The sequence below is a fragment of the Falsiroseomonas algicola genome (assembly GCF_011040385.1).
Lineage (GTDB): Bacteria > Pseudomonadota > Alphaproteobacteria > Acetobacterales > Acetobacteraceae > Falsiroseomonas > Falsiroseomonas algicola.
Map to the genome: position 1 here is coordinate 273,367 of NZ_JAAIKB010000001.1, position 16,041 is coordinate 289,407.

The 16,041-nt window shown below is 70.4% G+C and carries 16 protein-coding genes; 10 read left to right on the forward strand and 6 right to left on the reverse strand.

Annotated elements, in window-relative coordinates; translation table 11 throughout:
• The first annotated feature begins 28 nt into the window (after nt 1-28).
• The 5 genes from G3576_RS01290 to G3576_RS01310 are packed head-to-tail and all read left to right on the forward strand — an operon-like array spanning nt 29 to nt 4,040.
• A complete protein-coding gene (locus tag G3576_RS01290) occupies nt 29-994 on the forward strand; it encodes a Bug family tripartite tricarboxylate transporter substrate binding protein (protein WP_164692510.1) in 966 nt (321 codons plus the stop codon).
• Nucleotides 991-1,710 (forward strand): class II aldolase/adducin family protein, encoded by a 720-nt coding sequence (locus tag G3576_RS01295; protein WP_164692511.1) that lies wholly within the window; start codon nt 991-993, stop codon nt 1,708-1,710. Before G3576_RS01290 ends, G3576_RS01295 begins: the two co-directional genes overlap by 4 nt.
• Nucleotides 1,707-2,663 carry a Bug family tripartite tricarboxylate transporter substrate binding protein gene (locus tag G3576_RS01300; RefSeq protein ID WP_164692512.1) on the forward strand — a complete coding sequence of 319 codons (957 nt, stop codon included), beginning with the start codon at nt 1,707-1,709 and terminating at the stop codon, nt 2,661-2,663. The genes G3576_RS01295 and G3576_RS01300 overlap by 4 nt, the downstream gene beginning before the upstream one ends.
• A complete protein-coding gene (locus tag G3576_RS01305; RefSeq protein WP_164692513.1) occupies nt 2,663-2,995 on the forward strand; it encodes a cupin domain-containing protein in 333 nt (110 codons plus the stop codon). Before G3576_RS01300 ends, G3576_RS01305 begins: the two co-directional genes overlap by 1 nt.
• A complete protein-coding gene (locus G3576_RS01310; RefSeq protein WP_164692514.1) occupies nt 2,988-4,040 on the forward strand; it encodes a dihydroorotate dehydrogenase in 1,053 nt (350 codons plus the stop codon). The genes G3576_RS01305 and G3576_RS01310 overlap by 8 nt, the downstream gene beginning before the upstream one ends.
• Here G3576_RS01310 and G3576_RS01315 read toward each other — a convergent pair.
• Genes G3576_RS01315 through G3576_RS01325 form a run of 3 tightly spaced genes read right to left on the reverse strand, consistent with a single transcriptional unit; the run spans nt 4,004 to nt 7,307 of the window.
• Nucleotides 4,004-4,813, reverse strand: a complete 810-nt coding sequence (locus G3576_RS01315) for an IclR family transcriptional regulator (RefSeq protein WP_164692515.1) — start codon at nt 4,811-4,813, stop codon at nt 4,004-4,006. The genes G3576_RS01310 and G3576_RS01315 overlap by 37 nt on opposite strands.
• Nucleotides 4,810-6,309, reverse strand: a complete 1,500-nt coding sequence (locus G3576_RS01320) for an ABC transporter substrate-binding protein (RefSeq protein ID WP_164692516.1) — start codon at nt 6,307-6,309, stop codon at nt 4,810-4,812. The genes G3576_RS01315 and G3576_RS01320 overlap by 4 nt, the downstream gene beginning before the upstream one ends.
• A gap of 53 nt (nt 6,310-6,362) precedes the next feature.
• Nucleotides 6,363-7,307 carry an NAD(P)-dependent oxidoreductase gene (locus G3576_RS01325; protein ID WP_164692517.1) on the reverse strand — a complete coding sequence of 315 codons (945 nt, stop codon included), beginning with the start codon at nt 7,305-7,307 and terminating at the stop codon, nt 6,363-6,365.
• A gap of 19 nt (nt 7,308-7,326) precedes the next feature.
• Here G3576_RS01325 and G3576_RS01330 point away from each other — a divergent pair, with 19 nt between their 5' ends.
• Entirely contained in the window at nt 7,327-8,502 is a 1,176-nt protein-coding gene (locus G3576_RS01330) for a cytochrome P450 (protein WP_164692518.1), read from the forward strand.
• Here G3576_RS01330 and G3576_RS01335 read toward each other — a convergent pair.
• Entirely contained in the window at nt 8,486-9,634 is a 1,149-nt protein-coding gene (locus G3576_RS01335; protein WP_164692519.1) for an aminotransferase class V-fold PLP-dependent enzyme, read from the reverse strand. The genes G3576_RS01330 and G3576_RS01335 overlap by 17 nt on opposite strands.
• 63 nt (nt 9,635-9,697) lie before the next feature.
• Between G3576_RS01335 and kynA the strand changes: the two genes are divergently transcribed.
• The gene (gene kynA, locus G3576_RS01340; protein WP_164692520.1) at nt 9,698-10,522 is read left to right on the forward strand and encodes a tryptophan 2,3-dioxygenase; all 825 of its coding nucleotides are present in this window, start codon (nt 9,698-9,700) and stop codon (nt 10,520-10,522) included.
• Nucleotides 10,523-10,732: 210 nt separating this feature from the next.
• On the opposite strand, the gene G3576_RS01345 is transcribed toward kynA, so the two are convergent.
• Nucleotides 10,733-11,560, reverse strand: coding sequence for a class III extradiol dioxygenase family protein (locus G3576_RS01345; RefSeq protein ID WP_164692521.1), 828 nt, complete (start codon nt 11,558-11,560; stop codon nt 10,733-10,735).
• Entirely contained in the window at nt 11,560-11,859 is a 300-nt protein-coding gene (locus tag G3576_RS01350; RefSeq protein ID WP_164692522.1) for a hypothetical protein, read from the reverse strand. The genes G3576_RS01345 and G3576_RS01350 overlap by 1 nt, the downstream gene beginning before the upstream one ends.
• Before the next feature lie 61 nt (nt 11,860-11,920).
• On the opposite strand from G3576_RS01350, the gene speB reads away from it, so the two are divergent.
• The 3 genes from speB (at nt 11,921) to G3576_RS01365 (ending at nt 15,979) form a co-directional block, all read left to right on the forward strand.
• Nucleotides 11,921-12,802 carry an agmatinase gene (gene speB / locus G3576_RS01355; protein WP_164692523.1) on the forward strand — a complete coding sequence of 294 codons (882 nt, stop codon included), beginning with the start codon at nt 11,921-11,923 and terminating at the stop codon, nt 12,800-12,802.
• 525 nt (nt 12,803-13,327) lie between these two features.
• Complete coding sequence (locus G3576_RS01360; RefSeq protein ID WP_164692524.1) at nt 13,328-14,542, forward strand: type III PLP-dependent enzyme; 1,215 nt, start codon at nt 13,328-13,330, stop codon at nt 14,540-14,542.
• Nucleotides 14,543-14,563: 21 nt separating this feature from the next.
• Nucleotides 14,564-15,979: a homospermidine synthase gene (locus G3576_RS01365; protein ID WP_164692525.1), complete on the forward strand. Its 1,416-nt coding sequence runs from the start codon at nt 14,564-14,566 to the stop codon at nt 15,977-15,979.
• The last annotated feature ends 62 nt before the right edge of the window (nt 15,980-16,041 follow it).

Consider the following 16,041-nt stretch of genomic DNA (forward strand, 5'->3'; position numbering starts at 1 on the left):
AAGGGGGTCTTCAGGGGAAACGACAGGAATGATCGCAAGGCGCGCGCTGCTCTGCAGCGCATCGGTGCTGGCCCTGCCCGCGGTGGTGCGGGCGCAGGCGCTGTTCACGCGGCCTGTCCGCTTCGTGCTCGGCTTCGCGGCCGGGGGCGCGGGGGACATCACGGTGCGCATGCTGGTGCCGCATATGCAGGCGGAGATCGGCCAGCCCATCGTGGTGGACAACCGCCCCGGTGCCGGCGGGATCATCAGCGCGGAGGCGGTGGCCCGCGCCGCCCCCGATGGCCACACCATGTACCTGCTGACGACGAGCAACATGGCGGCGCCCGCTTTCTACCGCAGCATGCCCTTTGACGTGACCAGGGATTTCGCGCCGGTCGGCCGCATGGTCTGGTACGACCACGTCATCGCGGTGAACCCGCAGCTGCCCGTCAACACGCTGACGGAGCTGATCGCCTATGCGAAGGCGCGGCCTGGCACGCTGAACATCGGCTCCATTGCCGTCGGCAATGCGCAGCACCTTGGTGTCGAGTTGTTCCGCGCCATGGCCGGCGCGCCGATGACGACCGTCACCTACCGCTCCTCGCCGGAACTCATCACCGCGCTCTCCACCGGGGAGATCCAGGTGGCGGGCGAGCTGCTGGCGCCGGCCTTGCCGCAGGTACAGGCCGGCCGCGTGAAGCTGCTGGCGGTGACGGCGCCGACGCGGTTCCCGACGCTGCCGGACGTGCTGACCAGCGCCGAATCCGGCATGCCCGACTACATCGTCCGTTCCTGGAACGCGATCGTCTTCCCCGCCAATACGCCGCGGCCGCAGATCGAGGCGATGAACCGCGCCATCCGCCGCGCGCTCGGCGTGCCGGAGATCCGGAACAGGCTGATCGAACTCGGCGGCCTGCCGGAAGCGAGCAGCCCCGAGGAACTGGGTGCGATGATCCCGAACGAGGTCGCGGCCTGGGGCCGCATGGCGCAGCTCGCGGGCATCGAGAAGCAATGAACGAGGCGGAAGGGCGGCTCAAGCACGATCTGCTGCACGCCTACCACATCCTGGATGCCGATGGTCAGGCGAGTGGCATCGCCGGCCACCTGACGGCGCGGCTGCCGGGCGCGGACCGCTTCTGGTCGCACCAATGGGGCGTGGGCTTCGACGAGGTGCGGGCCGATGGGCTGATCGAGGCGGATTTCGACCTCAACACCACGCGTGGCCAGGGCCGCGTGAACCCGACTCTCCATATCCACACGCGCATCTACCGCGCGCGGCCGGACGTGACCTGCATCATCCACACCCATGGCAAGGCGGGCGTGGCGCTGGGTTGCGCGGGGATGACGCTGGAGCCCATCACCCAGACCGGCGCCGTCTTCCATGACGACATCGCGCTGTTCGATGAGTTCCACGGCATCGTCCTCGACACCAATGAGGGCGATGCCATCGCCGCGGCGCTCGGCGGCAAGCGCGGCCTGCTGCTGAAGAACCATGGCGCGCTGGTGGTCGGTGCGTCCGTGGCGGAGGCCTGCATCGGCATGACGGTGCTGGAATGGGCGGCCGATGTGCAGCTGCGCGCCGCCGCCGCGGGGCCGCTGCAGAAGCTTGATCCCGCCGCAGCGGCGCAATCGAAGAAGTTCCTGTTGGACGCGGCCAATCTCGGCCTGCGCTGGGACTTTCTCAAAAGAACAATAGCCCGAAGCCGGCCATTCCTGGGAGAGACGTCATGAAGCGCCTGCTGCTTGCGGTACTCCTTGCCTGCACCGCGCTGCCTGCCCTGGCGCAGCAATTCCCGAACCGCCCGATCCGCTGGATCGTCGGCTTCGCGCCTGGCGGCGTCGGCGATACCACCGCGCGCATCGTCGGCCAGAAGCTCAGCGAGACGCTGGGCCAGCCCGTGGTGATCGAGAACCGCCCCTCCGCCGGCGGCATCGTCGCCAGCGAGACGGTGGCGCGCTCCGCCCCCGACGGCCACACGCTGCTGCTGGTGACGGCGACGGCCGCGACGGCGCCGCATCTGTTCCGCCAGCTGCCCTACCACCCGATCGACGACTTCGCCTTCGTGACGCAGATCGCGAGCTTCCCGCACGCCATCGTCGTTGCTGCGAACTCGCCCTATCGCACCATCCCGGACCTGATCGCGGGGGCGCGGGCCAATCCGGGGCGCGTCAATCTCGGCTCCGTCAGCGTCGGCACGGCGCTGCATCTCTCGCTGGAACTGCTGCGCAGCATGGGCAGCATCCCGGCGGAGATCGTGACCTACCGCGCCACGGGCGAATTGCTGAACGCGACCGTCAGCGGCGATGTGCAGGCGGCGATGGAAGTGGCGGCGACGACGCTCGGCCAGATCAGCGGCGGACGGATGCGCGCGCTGGCGGTCACCTCGCCCGCCCGCATGTCCATCCTTCCGGATGTGCCGACGGTCGCTGAATCCGGTTTGCCTGACTACAACGTCATCACCTGGAACGGCATGGCCGCGCCGCGCGGCACGCCACGTGCGGTGATCGATCGGCTGAACCAGGAAGTCGCGCGCGTCATGGCGATGCCGGATGTGCGCGACCGCCTGCTGCCGATCGGCGTGGAGCCCGCGCCCGGCACGCCGGAAGCCATGCATGCCCTGCTGGTACGGGAAACCGCGCTCTGGGGCCGCGTCATCGAAGCCGCACGGATCGAGAAGCAGTAATGAACATCCACAGCATCGACTGGAACGCCATCCCCTGGACCACGGTCCGCCCCGGGGTCGAGCGCAAGGGCTTCACCGGCGATGGAGCGACAGTCGCGCTGCATCGCCTGCATCCCGGGCATGAGCCGAAGCCGCACAACCATCCGAACGAGCAGATCGTCTACATCATGGCCGGCACCATCGATTTCCACATCGAGGGCGCGGTCCATCGCCTGGGCCCGGGGGGCCTGCTGGTGGTGCCGCCGAATGCCATGCATCACGGCGTCGTCGTCGGCGATGAGATCGTGATGAACCTCGATGTCTTCACCCCGGCCAGGCCTGAATATGCCTGACCTCTCCATCCGGGTTGGCGGCGTCACGCTCAACAACCCCGTCATCATCGGCTCCGGCGACCACACCATGACGGAGGGTGCGCTGGTGGCGGCGCGCGCCACCGGGGCCGGCGCCGTCGTCGCCAAGTCGATCAACGAAAGCGAGGCCGCGAAGCGCCAGCTGGATGGCAGCGACCATGTGCTGCTCGACAGCCGCTGGAACCTCCTGCCCTGGGATTTCGCGCCGCCGCCGGATGCCATGCTGCTGGGTCGTTCGGGGCTGCACCAGGCGCCGAGCGAGGACTGGATCGAGGTCGTTGCCGCGCAGGACCGGGAAGCGGCGAAGACGGGGCAATACGTCATCGGCTCCATCATCCTCGCCAACCTCGATACCGCCTGCGAACTGGCGAAGCGCTATGAGGCGGCGGGCATCCGCATCCTGGAGCTGAACATCGGTGCGCCCCACGGCGATGAGGCGGTGCCCGGCGCCATCATCCAGGAACGCGCGGCGAACCGGGTGCGGGACATCACGGCCAGGCTCCGCGCCGCCATCTCCATCCCGCTCTGGATCAAGCTGACGGGGCAGAGCGAGGATGTCGGCGCGCTGGCCCTGGCCGCCAAGGAAGGTGGCGCGGATGCGACTATCGTCATGGGCCGCTTCATGGCGCTGGTGCCGGATATCGAGACGCGCGCGCCGATGCTCGGCACCGCGGGCGCGATAGGTGGCCCGTGGTCGCTGGCGCTGACCTGCCGTTGGCTGGCGGAGGCGCGGAAGAAGGTGGGCGCGGGTTATTCGCTGCTGGGGACCAACGGTGCGCGGGACGGGCTCGATGTGGTCCGCTTCCTGCTGGCGGGCGCGCGCGCCGTGGAGATGACCAGCGCCATCATGGCCGGCGGCTTCGATGTCGCGCGCCGCGCGGTAGCGGAGATCGATGCCTACCTTGCCCGCACCGGCGGCAGCGTGGAGGACCTGATCGGCCTCGCGGCGGAGCGGCGCGTGGCCTATGGCGTGCAGGCGGACCGGCCGGGCTACTGGCGGGACTTCGTGCCGCCCGAGGCAAGATAACGGTTCGAGCCGAGGCGGGCGCTGACGGCGCCCGCGGCTTCGTGCAGCGCTGCCAGCATCGGCGCCGCCGGCGGGTCCTGCACGAACTGCACGGAGCCCACGATGCCGAGCGAGCCGACGAGGATCTCCCCCGCCGCGAAGAGGGGCGCGGCGAGGACGTTGATGCCGGTCAGCGCCTCCCCGGGCGCGGACTCCCACAGCCGGTCGCGCACTTGCGCCAGGCGGGCGCGCAGCAGTGCGGGATCGGTGATGCTTTCGGGCGTCAGCTTCTCCAGCGGGCCGGCCAGCACGCGGGCGCGCGCATCCTCCGCCCCGAAGGCCAGCATGATGCGGCCCTGGGCGGAGCAATGCGCAGCCGGGCGGTTGCCGGGCTGCACGGTGATGGAGACCTTGTTCGGCGCCTCCAGCGCATGCACCACCAGCGGATCGCCGCCGGTCGGCACGGCCAGCAGCACGGATTGGCCCACGGCATCGCGGAGGCGATGCATGGCGGGCTCCGCCACCCGCTTCAGGTCGAACTGCTCCCCCGCCGCCTGGCCGAGCTGGAACATGCGCCAGGTGAGGTGGTAGCGCTCCGTCGTCTCCTCCTGCGCCACCAGCCCGGCCTGGCGCAGGGTGACGAGGTGACGATGGACGCGGCCCTTGGGTTCGTCGAGTTCGCGCGCGAGGTCGGAGACGCGCATCGGCCCGCCGGCCAGTGCCATCGCCTCCAGCACCCGCACCGCCATCAGGACGGAACGGACGGCGGCGGTGCCCTCATTCTCCTCGCTCATCGCTCGCGCAGCCGCATGCCGGCCCAGCGGAAGACGCCGTCGGGATAGGCCACGAAGCCCGTCAGGCGGTCCGTGTAGGCCCAGCTGTTGCGGCGGTGCCAGAGATAGACATAGGGGCGGTCTGCCAGCACCTGGGCGGCGACGCGTTCATAGATCGCAGTGCGCGCGGTGGTCTCGGGCACGGCGCGCGCTTCCGCCAGCCAGCGATCGACATCGGCGTTGCTGTACTTCCCGTCATTGTTCGGGCCGCCGGTGCCGATGTGGAAGCTGATATTGCCATCGGGATCGCTGCGGCCGCCCCAGAAGCCGAGGAAGGCCTCGAAGTCGCCATTGATCTGCGCGCGGACGGCGGCGCCGATCTCCATGGCCTGGATGCGGATATCGATGCCGGCCTCCCGCGCCATGGCCTGGATGACCTCCGCGACCTGGATCGTCTCCCCGGCATTGGGCACGACGAGGCGGAGCGTCGGCGCGGGGTGGCCGGCCTCCGCCAGCAGGCGGCGGGCCTTCGCCACGTCCCGTGCGGGAATGGGCATGGTGCGGGCGTAGAAGGGGCTTTGCGGGTTGACCCATTGGTTGCCCGGGATGTGCGCGCCTTCGAAGACCACCTGGTTCAGCGCGGCGCGATCGATGGAGAGTTCAAGCGCCTCCCGCAGCCTGGCATCGCGCGCGAAGGGGCTGGCGGCGCCGGGGCCGTTGGCGATGTTGAACCGCAGGAAGTTGTGGCCGAGCTCCGGGGCGCTGGCGAGCGCCAGGCCCGGGATACGACGCACCTGTTCGAGATCGGTCGCGCCCACGCGCTCCATGATGTCGAGCGCGCCGCCGCGGAGGTTCGCGAGACGGACGGTACCATCCGCCATCGGGCGGAAGGTGATGCGCTGGATATGGATGTTCTGCGCGTTCCAGTGGCCGGGCCAGCGATCCACCACGGTGCGGTCCTGCGCCACGCGTTCGGTGAAGCGGTAGGGGCCGGAGCAGACGGGGTTGCGGGCGAAGTCCCGCCCCTGGTCCATGGCGCGGGGGCTGATCATCATGCCGCCGCGCGTCACCAGGATGCTCATCAGCGGGATGAAGGGATTGCGCAGTTCGATCCGCGCCGTGTGGCTGTCGATGATCGTCACGCCGGTGACGTCCGGCATCTCGCCCCGGCGGAAACTGCCCTGCAAATTCATCTGCCGGTCGATATTGGCGCGAACGGCCTCCGCATCGAAGGGCGCGCCGTCCTGGAAGGTCACGCCACGGCGGAGCTTCAGCACCAGGCCGCGGGCGCCATCGACCCATTCGTAGGATTCCGCGAGTGCCGGCACCACCGTCAGGTCCGGCGCCAGGTCCAGCAGCTTGTCGCAGGTGGCCGAGAGGATCTGCAGGCCGGAGAAGAAGCGCGAGAGGGCGGGGTCCATGATGTCGAGATCCTCGAACATCCCGACCCGCAAGTTCTGGCCCTGCGCGCTGCCCGCGACGATCATGGCCGCCGCCACCGATCCCAGCCCGCGCATCCGCCCATCCCCCGAACCGACCCCGCATCGAAGCACGCGCGGTGGCATCGCGGTCAATAGCCGCGCGCGCGGTCGGCGAGGCCCGGTGGCGTTTCGCCCGCATCCAGGGCGGCTAGCGCGGCGGCGACGCTGCGGGCGAGGGCCGCGGAATCGGGCGGGCTCGCGATATGGGGCGTGATGGTGATGCGCGGGTGCCGCCAGAGCGGGCTGCTCGCCGGCAGCGGTTCCGTGGCGAAGACGTCGCAATGCGCGGCGGAGAGATGGCCGGCATCGAGGGCGGCGAGGAGGTCGGCCTCCACCACCTGGTTGCCGCGGCCGGCGGCGACGATGGCGGCGCCGGGGGGCATCAGCGCCAGGCGGCGGGCATCGAGCAGGCCCTCCGTCTCCGCTGTCATCGGCAGCAGCACCACCGCGACATCGGCCGAGGCCAGCACGCCATCCAGAGCCGCCATCCCATGCGCAGTCGGGATGCCGGGCAGGTCGCGCTGCGTGCGGGACCAGCCCGTGACGGGCAGGCCGAGCGCCGCCAGCGCCTGCGCCGCCGCCTGCCCCATGCTGCCCAGGCCGAGCACCGCGACACGGCTCGCGGGCAGTGCGCGGGGCGGCAGGCGCATCCACTGCGCCTCCCGCTGCTGCTCCGCATAGCGGGCGTGGTTGCCGAGGATGTGCAGCACGGCGTGGACGACGTGGCGTGCCATGGCCAGCGCCGGCGCGGGGTCGATGACGCGGCAGACGGGCAGATCGGCCGGCAGGCCGGGCGCGCGCAGGATGTGGTCCACCCCGGCGCCGGAGGCATGCACCAGGCGGAGGCTTGGCAGCGCCACGAAGATGCCGGGCGGCGGGCGGAAGGCGACCAGCACCTCGGCCTCCGCATCGTGCTCGGGCCAGGACAGGATCGGACGGTGCGGGAAGGTGGCGCGCATGGCCGTCGCGACATTCGCGGCCTCGAACCCCGGCACGGCCAGCACGATGGGGCGGTTGGACTCGCGATCCGCCACGGCGTTACCCTTCCCTTCCATGAGCGACCCGATCTTCGATCCCTTCAGCTTCGCGGTCCATGCTGATCCCTACCCCTTCTACCGGCGGCTCCGAGACGAGCATCCCTGCTACTGGTCGGAGGGTGCCCGCTGCTGGGTGCTGTCGCGCCATGCCGATGTCTTCGCCGCGCTGCATGACTGGCCGCATTTCTCCAATACCGGCGGCAACGTCATCGATGACAGCAAGGCCAAGCTCGGCCGCACCGTCGGCAGCGTGGATCCGCCCCGGCACACCAGGCTGCGCGCGCTGGTGAACGAGGCCTTCGGGCGAAGGCGCATCGCGGAGGAGTCCGCGTTTCTTCAGGCTGCCGCCGCACGAGTCGTGGAAGGTGTTGCCGGGCGGCCCAGCTTTGATCTTGTCAGGGATGTCACTTCGCCCCTGGCCGGGGAGGTGATGGCGCATCTGCTCGGCATCGCGGGCACGGATCTGGTGCAGTTCAAGCGGCTGATCGACCTGTCGATGTATCGCGACCCCGTCACGCGCAGCCGCACGGCGGAGGGCGAGGCGGCGCAGGCGGCGCTGTTCGGGCTGGTCGCGCAGCAGGTGGAAGCGCGGCGGGACAATCCGGGCGAGGACATGATCACCGCGCTGCTGACCATCGAGATCGAGGGCGAGAGGCTGGAAGGCGACAGCGTGGTGTGGATGGCCCGCGCGGTCTTCGGCGCGGGCTTCGAGAGCACGTCGAGCTTCCTCGCCAATTCCGTGCTGGCGCTGATGGCGCATCCCGGGGCGCGGGAAGAACTGGTTGCAGACCAGGCGCTGATCCCCGACGCCGTCGAGGAGTTCCTGCGGTGGGAGACGCCGGCGCAGCGCTTCGCGCGCACCATCGCGCAACCGGTCGAACTGCATGGCAAGCTCATGCGGCCCGGCGAGAAGGTGATGCTGGCCTATGGCAGCGCGAACCGGGATGAGCGCGCCTTCCCGCAGCCGGATGTGCTGGATATCCGGCGGAAGCCGACGCGGCATCTCGGGCTCGGCCACGGCATCCATTTCTGCGCGGGCGCGGCGCTGGCACGCAGCGTCGCGCGCGTGTTCCTCGGCGCGCTGCTGGAGAAGCTGCCCGTGCTGGCGCGGGCGGAGGATGGGCCCATCGACTGGGCCCATTCACCGACCTTTCGCAGCCCGGTCTCGCTGCCGGTCAGGGCAGTGTCCTGATCCGGTCCAGCAAACGGTCGATATCCTCCGCCGCGTGGTAGAGGCCGAAGCCAAAGCGCAGGCGCCGGCCGCGGCGATCGGTGATGATCTCCGCCGCGGCAAGGCGTGACTGCCAGGCCTCCGCATCGTCGAGGTCGAAGGCGAGGAAATTGCCGCGCCGCCGCTCCGTGACGGGCACGGCGAGGTACCGGGCATCGAGGCCTGTGCCGGCGAGGCCCGCGACGAAGCGTTCCTGCAGCGCATGGGCATGGGCGCTGATGGCGGCGGTGGTGATGCCCTGCGCCTCCAGCCAGTCCATCGCGGCGTTGAGGCGGTAGAGGCCGGAGGGGTCGAAGGTGGCGCCCATCATGCGCCAGCCATCGGTCGCATAGGGCACGCTGCCATCGCTGGCCGACAGCGCGCCGAAGGCGGCGTACCAGCCCGTGGCGCGCGGCCGCTTCAGCCAGCCGGGCGGGCAGTGCATGAAGCAGGCGCCCTCCCCGGCCATGGCGTATTTGTAGCCGCCGGCGAGGTAGAAGGCGCGGTCGGCCACGGCCGAGATATCGACGGGCCGGGCCATGAAGCCGTGATAGCCATCGATGACCAGCACGGCGTCGCCCGCGGCCTCGGCGAGGTCGGCGAAACCCTCCTGCGCGTAGCCGGAGTGGAAGAAGACCTCGCTGGTCCAGACCAAGTCGAAGCCCGCCCGCGCGGCCTCCGCCAGGCGGGGCAGGCAGTCCGGGCCGGGGTCGGAGGCGATGCGGGTGACACGGACAAGACCCTCTTCCTCCAGCCGCGTGACCTGGCGGGCGAAGGAATGGAATTCGCCATCCGTCGTCAGGATGCGGGCGGGGCGGTGTGTCGGCAGGCTCGACAGGATGCGCACCACGAATTCATGTGTGTTGGGCGCGAAGACGATGGTGGCGGGGTCGGGCGCGCCGACCTGGCGGGCGACGTGGCCCTGCGCCGCCTGCCAGACGGGGCCGAGGATGGTGCCCCATTTGTCGTCCTGATGCTCCGCCGCCACGTCCCAGGCCGCGAGCTGCGCCGCCCGCGTCGCGTCCGGCCAGGGGTGGTGGCTATGGGCCGCCACATGCAGCCGCGTGGGCCGGGCACCGAGGAAGCGGGAGAAATGGGCGCGCAGGTCCAGCATATTCGGGTTCCCCTCGGGGGATAGTTTAAGCTTAAACTATCGGGGTTCAAGGAGATCCTCCCGATGGTCGAAGGCGTCGAGACCGATTTCGCGAAGCGCATGAGCTATGGCGACTACCTCCGGCTCGACCAGCTGCTGACGGCGCAGGCGCCGCTGTCCGGCCAGCATGACGAGCTGCTGTTCATCACCATCCACCAGGTGCAGGAGCTGTGGATGAAGCTGCTGAACCATGAGATGGACCTGGCGATCGAGAACATGCGGCGGGACGAGCTGCGCCCCTGCTTCAAGGCGCTGTCACGGGTTTCGCGAATCCAGGCGCAGCTGATCGGCGCCTGGGACGTGCTCTCCACCATGACGCCGCATGACTATCTGGCCTTCCGCGCCAGCCTCGGCAGTTCGTCCGGCTTTCAGTCGTGGCAGTACCGGATGATCGAGTTCCGCATGGGCGCCAAGGACGAGTTCATGCTGCGGCCGCATCGCCACCGGCCGGACATCATGGGCCCGCTGGAGGCGGCGTATCGCGGCCCCTCCATCTATGACGAGGCGCTGCGGCTGCTGGCGCGGCGCGGGCTGCCGGTGCCGCAGGCAGTGCTGGAGCGCGACCTGACGAAGCGGCATGAGGCCGATGAGGGCGTCACGGCGGCCTGGGCGGTGGTCTATGAGAACCCCGAGGCGCATTTCGACCTCTACGAACTGGCCGAGGAGCTGGTGGACCTCGAGGACGCGTTCCAGACTTGGCGCTTCCGGCACATGAAGACGGTGGAGCGCATCATCGGCCACCGCATGGGCACAGGCGGCTCGGCGGGGGTCTCCTACCTCAAGGGGGTGCTGGAGCGGGGGTTCTTCCCGGAGCTGTGGTCGGTGCGGACCAGGCTGAAGGCGCGGTGAGTGTGACTTTTTAGTCGCTAAGCGACTTATGCCGCTTATGCCGTTTAGGTGCGTTTAGCACCGTTTTCGCGGGCGATTTGGGACAAATTACAGGAGCGTCGGCGCGCCCCCCTCAGCCGCCGTCGGGGGGAGAGGGCTGCACGGCGCGAGCGTGGCGATGGTATCTGGAACATACGCGGAACAGGCGCCGATTGCCAGCGGTTTCGGCGCCTACCCCGCTTCCAGCACCAGCAGCCCCAGCCCGGTACTGCCCGTCGCCAGGTAGCCGGTGACGACGGGGCGGACAGCGTCGGGCAGCGCGCCGCGCATGGCGAGCCACATCACCGTCTCCGCGCCCTCGGCCCCGCCGCGCACCACATAGTCGCGCGTCGTCAGGGCGGCGAGCGCTTCGCCCTCCCCGGGCAGGCGGGCGAGGAAGTCGAGGTCCCATTCCTCGTTGATCTCGCCGCCACGGGGGCCGTGCAGCTGGTGGGAGAGGCCGCCGGTCGCGACGACGACGACGCGGAGGTCATCGGGCAGTGCCGCTACGGCCTCCGCCAGCGCGCGCCCCAGCGCGTAGAGCCGCGCTGGCCGGGGGACGGGGGCGCGCAGGACGTTGACGAAGATCGGCACCACCGGCGCGGGCCAGGGCTCCGCCAGCATGCGCAGCGGGCCGGCGGCGCCGTGGTCCAGCGCCAGCTCCTGGCAGACGGTCAGGTCGAAGTCGCGGGCGACCATTGCCTCCGTGATCCGCGCGGCCAGGGCGAAGTCGCCCGGGATGGGGGGGAAGGCGGGGATGGCGCCGGCTTCCGGGGCGAGCGGGAATTCATCCGCCACGCCGATCGCGAAGCTCGGATAGGCATCGAAGAAGAAGTGGTTCAGGTGGTCGTTGTAGACGCAGAGGATGAGGTCCGGCCGCGCCGCTTCCAGCCAGGCGCGCGCCTGCGCCAGCGGCTCGAAGAAGGGCGCCCAGTCGGGCTTGCCGCCCAGCCCCTTGTCATGGGCGAAGATGGCGGCGGGGCTGTGGGTGATGCCGATGCCGCCGATGATGCGCGCCATCAGCCCCTTCCCTCCCGCACGATCTGCGGCAGGGGCACGCCCATCGCGCCGCCGATCTTCGCGAGTGCATAGACGCTGGCGCCGAGTGCCAGCAGGGCGCGCCAGTCGCGGCCTTCCAGCGCGGTGCGTTCCGCCGCGGTCAAGCCTGCGGCATCCAGCACGGCGGCGGGATCGGCTGCGAAGCGCGCGCGGGTGGCGGGATCCCGCAGCGCATGGCCCAGCCGGTTGAGGCGCATGCCGCGACGGGAGGCCGCGAGGTCGAAGGGCAGGATATCCCGCTCCGGGTCGAAATCAGGCATGAGGGGAAGCCTCGCGCGCGGCCCCTGCCCTGTCCAGCGCGCAACGAACCGGAGACGCCGCATGGCCGGAACGCCGACCTTCGCCACCCCGCCGGGCTTCCTCGGCGTGACGCGGCGCGACCCGTCAGGCGGCATCGCGGTAGCGGGCATCCCGCTTGATATCGGCACTACAAACCGCGCCGGCGCGCGGGATGCACCGCGGGCGATCCGGGCGGCGTCGCGGATGCTGGTGGATGGGGCGCATCCCGGGTCCTGGGTCGATCCCGCGACCCTGCCCATTGCGGATATCGGCGACTTCGGCATCGCGCTCGGCGATATTCCTGGCAGCCTGGCGTTGATCGAGGAGCAGGCGTCGGCGCTCGACCACCTGGTTGCCTTCGGCGGCGAGCATGGGGTGACGCTGCCGCTGCTGCGCGCGCTGCGGAAGCGCGTCGGCGCGCCGCTGGCGCTGGTCCATTGCGACGCGCATGTGGACACCTGGGAGGACAATTTCGGCCAGGCCTATGCGCATGGATCGGTGTTCTGGCACGCGATCCGGGAGGGGTTGGTGGACCCGCGCCGGATGATCCAGATCGGCATCCGCAGCCCGGTGCAGCGGGATGTCTGGGACTGGACCCTGGCGCAGGGCGTGACGATCGTGACGGCGCAGGATTTTCATGAGGCTGGCCCCGCCGCGGTGGCGGCGAAGGTGCGGGATGTGGTCGGCACCGCGCCGGCCTATCTCTCCTTCGACATCGACGTGCTGGACCCCGCCTTCGCGCCCGGCACGGGCACGCCGGAGATCGGGGGCCTGGCCAGCTGGCAGGCGCAGGCGATGCTGCGGCGGCTGAAAGGCATCGATTTCAGGGGGATGGATGTGGTGGAGGTGCTGCCCGCCCATGACGTGGCGGAAATCACGGCGCTGGCCGCGGCGACCATGGCCTGGGAATATCTCTGCCTCTGACATCAGCGGCAGAAACCTTTCCGGCGGTCTTCGCGAATGGCAAGGCGTCATGCGCGGGGATCATCGCAGACACCAAAAAATCCGCTTGCAATCCTGCGGGCGCGCCGCTATTTCTCCGGCCACGCCGCGGGGATGACCCGGGGCGCTACTTCACGACGCCATCGCACGTGCCGCGAGCCCCCTTCCCATCCGGAAGCATGGGCACAGCAACGACGGGACGCGTCCTTTGTTCGACCCGGCCTCACCGCCGGGTAGGTTCGAGGGAACCGCCTGAGTCGCCTGATCGCCGCATGCGTGGCTCTTCGCCATCGTCATTGCGCCTGAGCCGGACCGCGGCGCGACCGACTGCCTGAGGGCAGGACGGCGCGCATGCGACGGCTCCTCCGCCGCGTCCCGTCCGCGCTTCAGGCGCGGCGTGCCGGGGCGGAGCCTTGGGCAGGCTCACGGCTCCCTCCTTCCCGCCGCCGCGCCCCATCGTGTGGTGCGGCGGCGGGCTTAACGCCGCGCCGAAGGAGGGCCACCGCCATGACCGAGTTCCGCTTCCGCGGCGCCGTCGCGCCGCTCCGCCGCCCTGCCGCGCCCGCCCTGCCCCGCACCGTCGACGGCGTGGTGGCGGCGCTGCGGCCGGAGGAGCCGCTGCACTGCCTGCGCCCGGCGCAGGTGGCGGCGACGGCTTCCGCCTTCCTGGCCGCCTTCCCCGGCACGACCATGTATGCCGTGAAGTGCAACCCGGAACCCGGGATGCTGCGCGCCCTCTGGGCGGGCGGCGTGCGGCACTTCGACTGCGCCTCGGCGGCCGAGGTGCGGCTGGTGCGCAGCATGTTCCCGGATGCCGCGATCCACTTCATGCACCCGGTGAAGGCGCGTTCCGCGATCCGGGAGGCCCATGCCCAGCACGGCGTGCGCGACTTCGTCGTGGACAGCGCCGCGGAGCTGGCGAAGGTGCTGGCCGAGACGGGCAACGCCGCCGACCTCGGCATCATCGTGCGGCTCGCGCTGCCGAAGGGCGAAGCGGTGATGGACCTCTCGGGCAAGTTCGGGGCGGAGCCGGCGGTGGCGGTGGAGCTGCTGCGGGCGGCGCGGCCGGTCGCGGCCAGGCTCGGCGTCTCCTTCCATGTCGGCTCGCAATGCCTGGAGCCCGGCGCCTATGCCCGCGCCATTGCGCTGGCGGCGCAGGTGATCCGGGAGGCTGGCGTGAAGGTGGAGGTGCTGGATGTCGGGGGCGGCTTCCCCGTCGCCTATCCGGACATCCTGCCGCCGCCGCTCTCGGCCTTCATGGCCGCGATCCGGGACGCCTTCCAGGCCGCCGCCCTGCCGGGCGTGCAGCTCTGGGCGGAGCCCGGCCGCGCGCTGGTGGCGGGGGGCGCTTCCGTCGTCCTGCAGGTGCAGGCGCGGCGGGGGGGCGAGCTCTTCGTCAATGACGGCGTCTATGGCGCGCTGTCCGATGCGGGGGTGCCGGGGTTCCGCTTCCCCGTCCGCCTGCTGCGCGCCAGCGGCGCGGCTTCGGTGCCCTTCGCCTTCCAGGGCCCCACCTGCGACAGCGCCGACCGGATGGCAGGGCCCTTCCTGCTGCCCGCCGACGTGCAGGAGGGGGACTGGATCGAGGTCGGGCAGCTCGGCGCCTATGGCGGCTGCCTGCGCACCGCCTTCAACGGCTTCGACCGTGCCGGCATGGTCGATGTCATCGATCCACCCTTGCTCGACACGCCGGGTTACTTCATGCCCGCCGTGGCGGCCTGACGCCTTGGGAGCGACTGAACGATGAAGCATGTGGATTTCGCCGGCAGGCTGGTGATGCTGGGCTTCGGGTCGATCGGCCAGGGCGTCCTGCCGCTCATCCTGCGCCATATCGGCATCACCGCCGACCGCATCACCATCGTGACCGCGGAGGAACGCGGGCAGGAGGTGGCGGCGGAATACGGCGTGCGCTTCATCATCAACCCCGCGACGCGGGAGAACTACCGCGACCTGCTGGCGCCGCTGCTGGGTCGCGGCGACTTCCTGCTGAACCTCAGCGTGGACGTCGCCTCCGTGGCGCTCATGAAGCTGTGCCAGGAGCTGGATTGTCTCTACCTGGACACGGTGGTGGAGCCCTGGGCCGGCGGCTACACGGATCCGAGCCTGACGCCGTCCCAACGCAGCAACTACGCGATGCGGGAGGAGGCGGTGGCGCTGCGCGCGGCCTTCGCCGGCGGCCCGACCAGCGTCACCGCGCATGGCGCGAACCCAGGCCTGGTCAGCCATTTCGTGAAGCAGGCGCTGCTCGACATCGCCCGCGACACGGGACGCCAGGTGAAGGTGCCGAAGCCCGCGGACCGCAAGGGCTGGGCGACACTGGCGCGCGACCTCGGCGTGAAGGTGATCCACATCGCGGAGCGCGACACGCAGGTCGGTGGCACGGCGAAGAAGCCGGGCGAGTTCGTCAACACCTGGTCGGTGGACGGCTTCGTGGGCGAGGGCTGCCAGCCCGCGGAACTCGGCTGGGGCAGCCATGAGAAGGCGCTGCCGCCGGATGGCCACCGCCACGGCTTCGGCTGCGATGCGGCGATCTACCTGATGCGGCCGGGTGCCTCCACGCGCGTGCGGTCCTGGACGCCGCTGGAGGGGCCGATGCATGGCTTCCTCATCACGCATAACGAGAGCATCTCGATCGCGGACTACTACACGCTGAAGGATGAGAGCGGCGCGGTGACCTACCGCCCGACGGCGCACTACGCCTATCACCCCTGCGACGATGCGGTGCTGTCCATCCACGAGCTCGCCGGCAAGAACTGGCAGATGCAGCCGGAGAAGCGGCTGATGACGGATGAGATCGTGGAGGGCATGGACGAGCTTGGCGTGCTGCTGATGGGCCACGCCAAGGGCGCCTATTGGTATGGCTCCCGCCTGACGATCGAGGAGGCGCGGCGCGTGGTGCCGCACAACAACGCGACATCCCTCCAGGTGACGGCGGCGGTGCTCGCGGGCGTGATCTACGCCATCGAGAATCCGCGCCTCGGCGTGGTCGAATCCGATGAGATCGACCATGAGCGGGCGCTCGCGATCTGCGCGCCCTATCTGGGGGAGGTGGTCGGCGCCTATTCCGACTGGACGCCGCTGCAGGACCGCGCGGTGCTGTTCCCGGAGGAGCTGGACCGCGAGGATCCCTGTCAGTTCCGGAACTTCCGGGTGGTGTGATTCCAACGGCATGACAGGCTGACCGGCGGCCGACGAAGTCGGCCGAGGCCGCGAATGCCGCC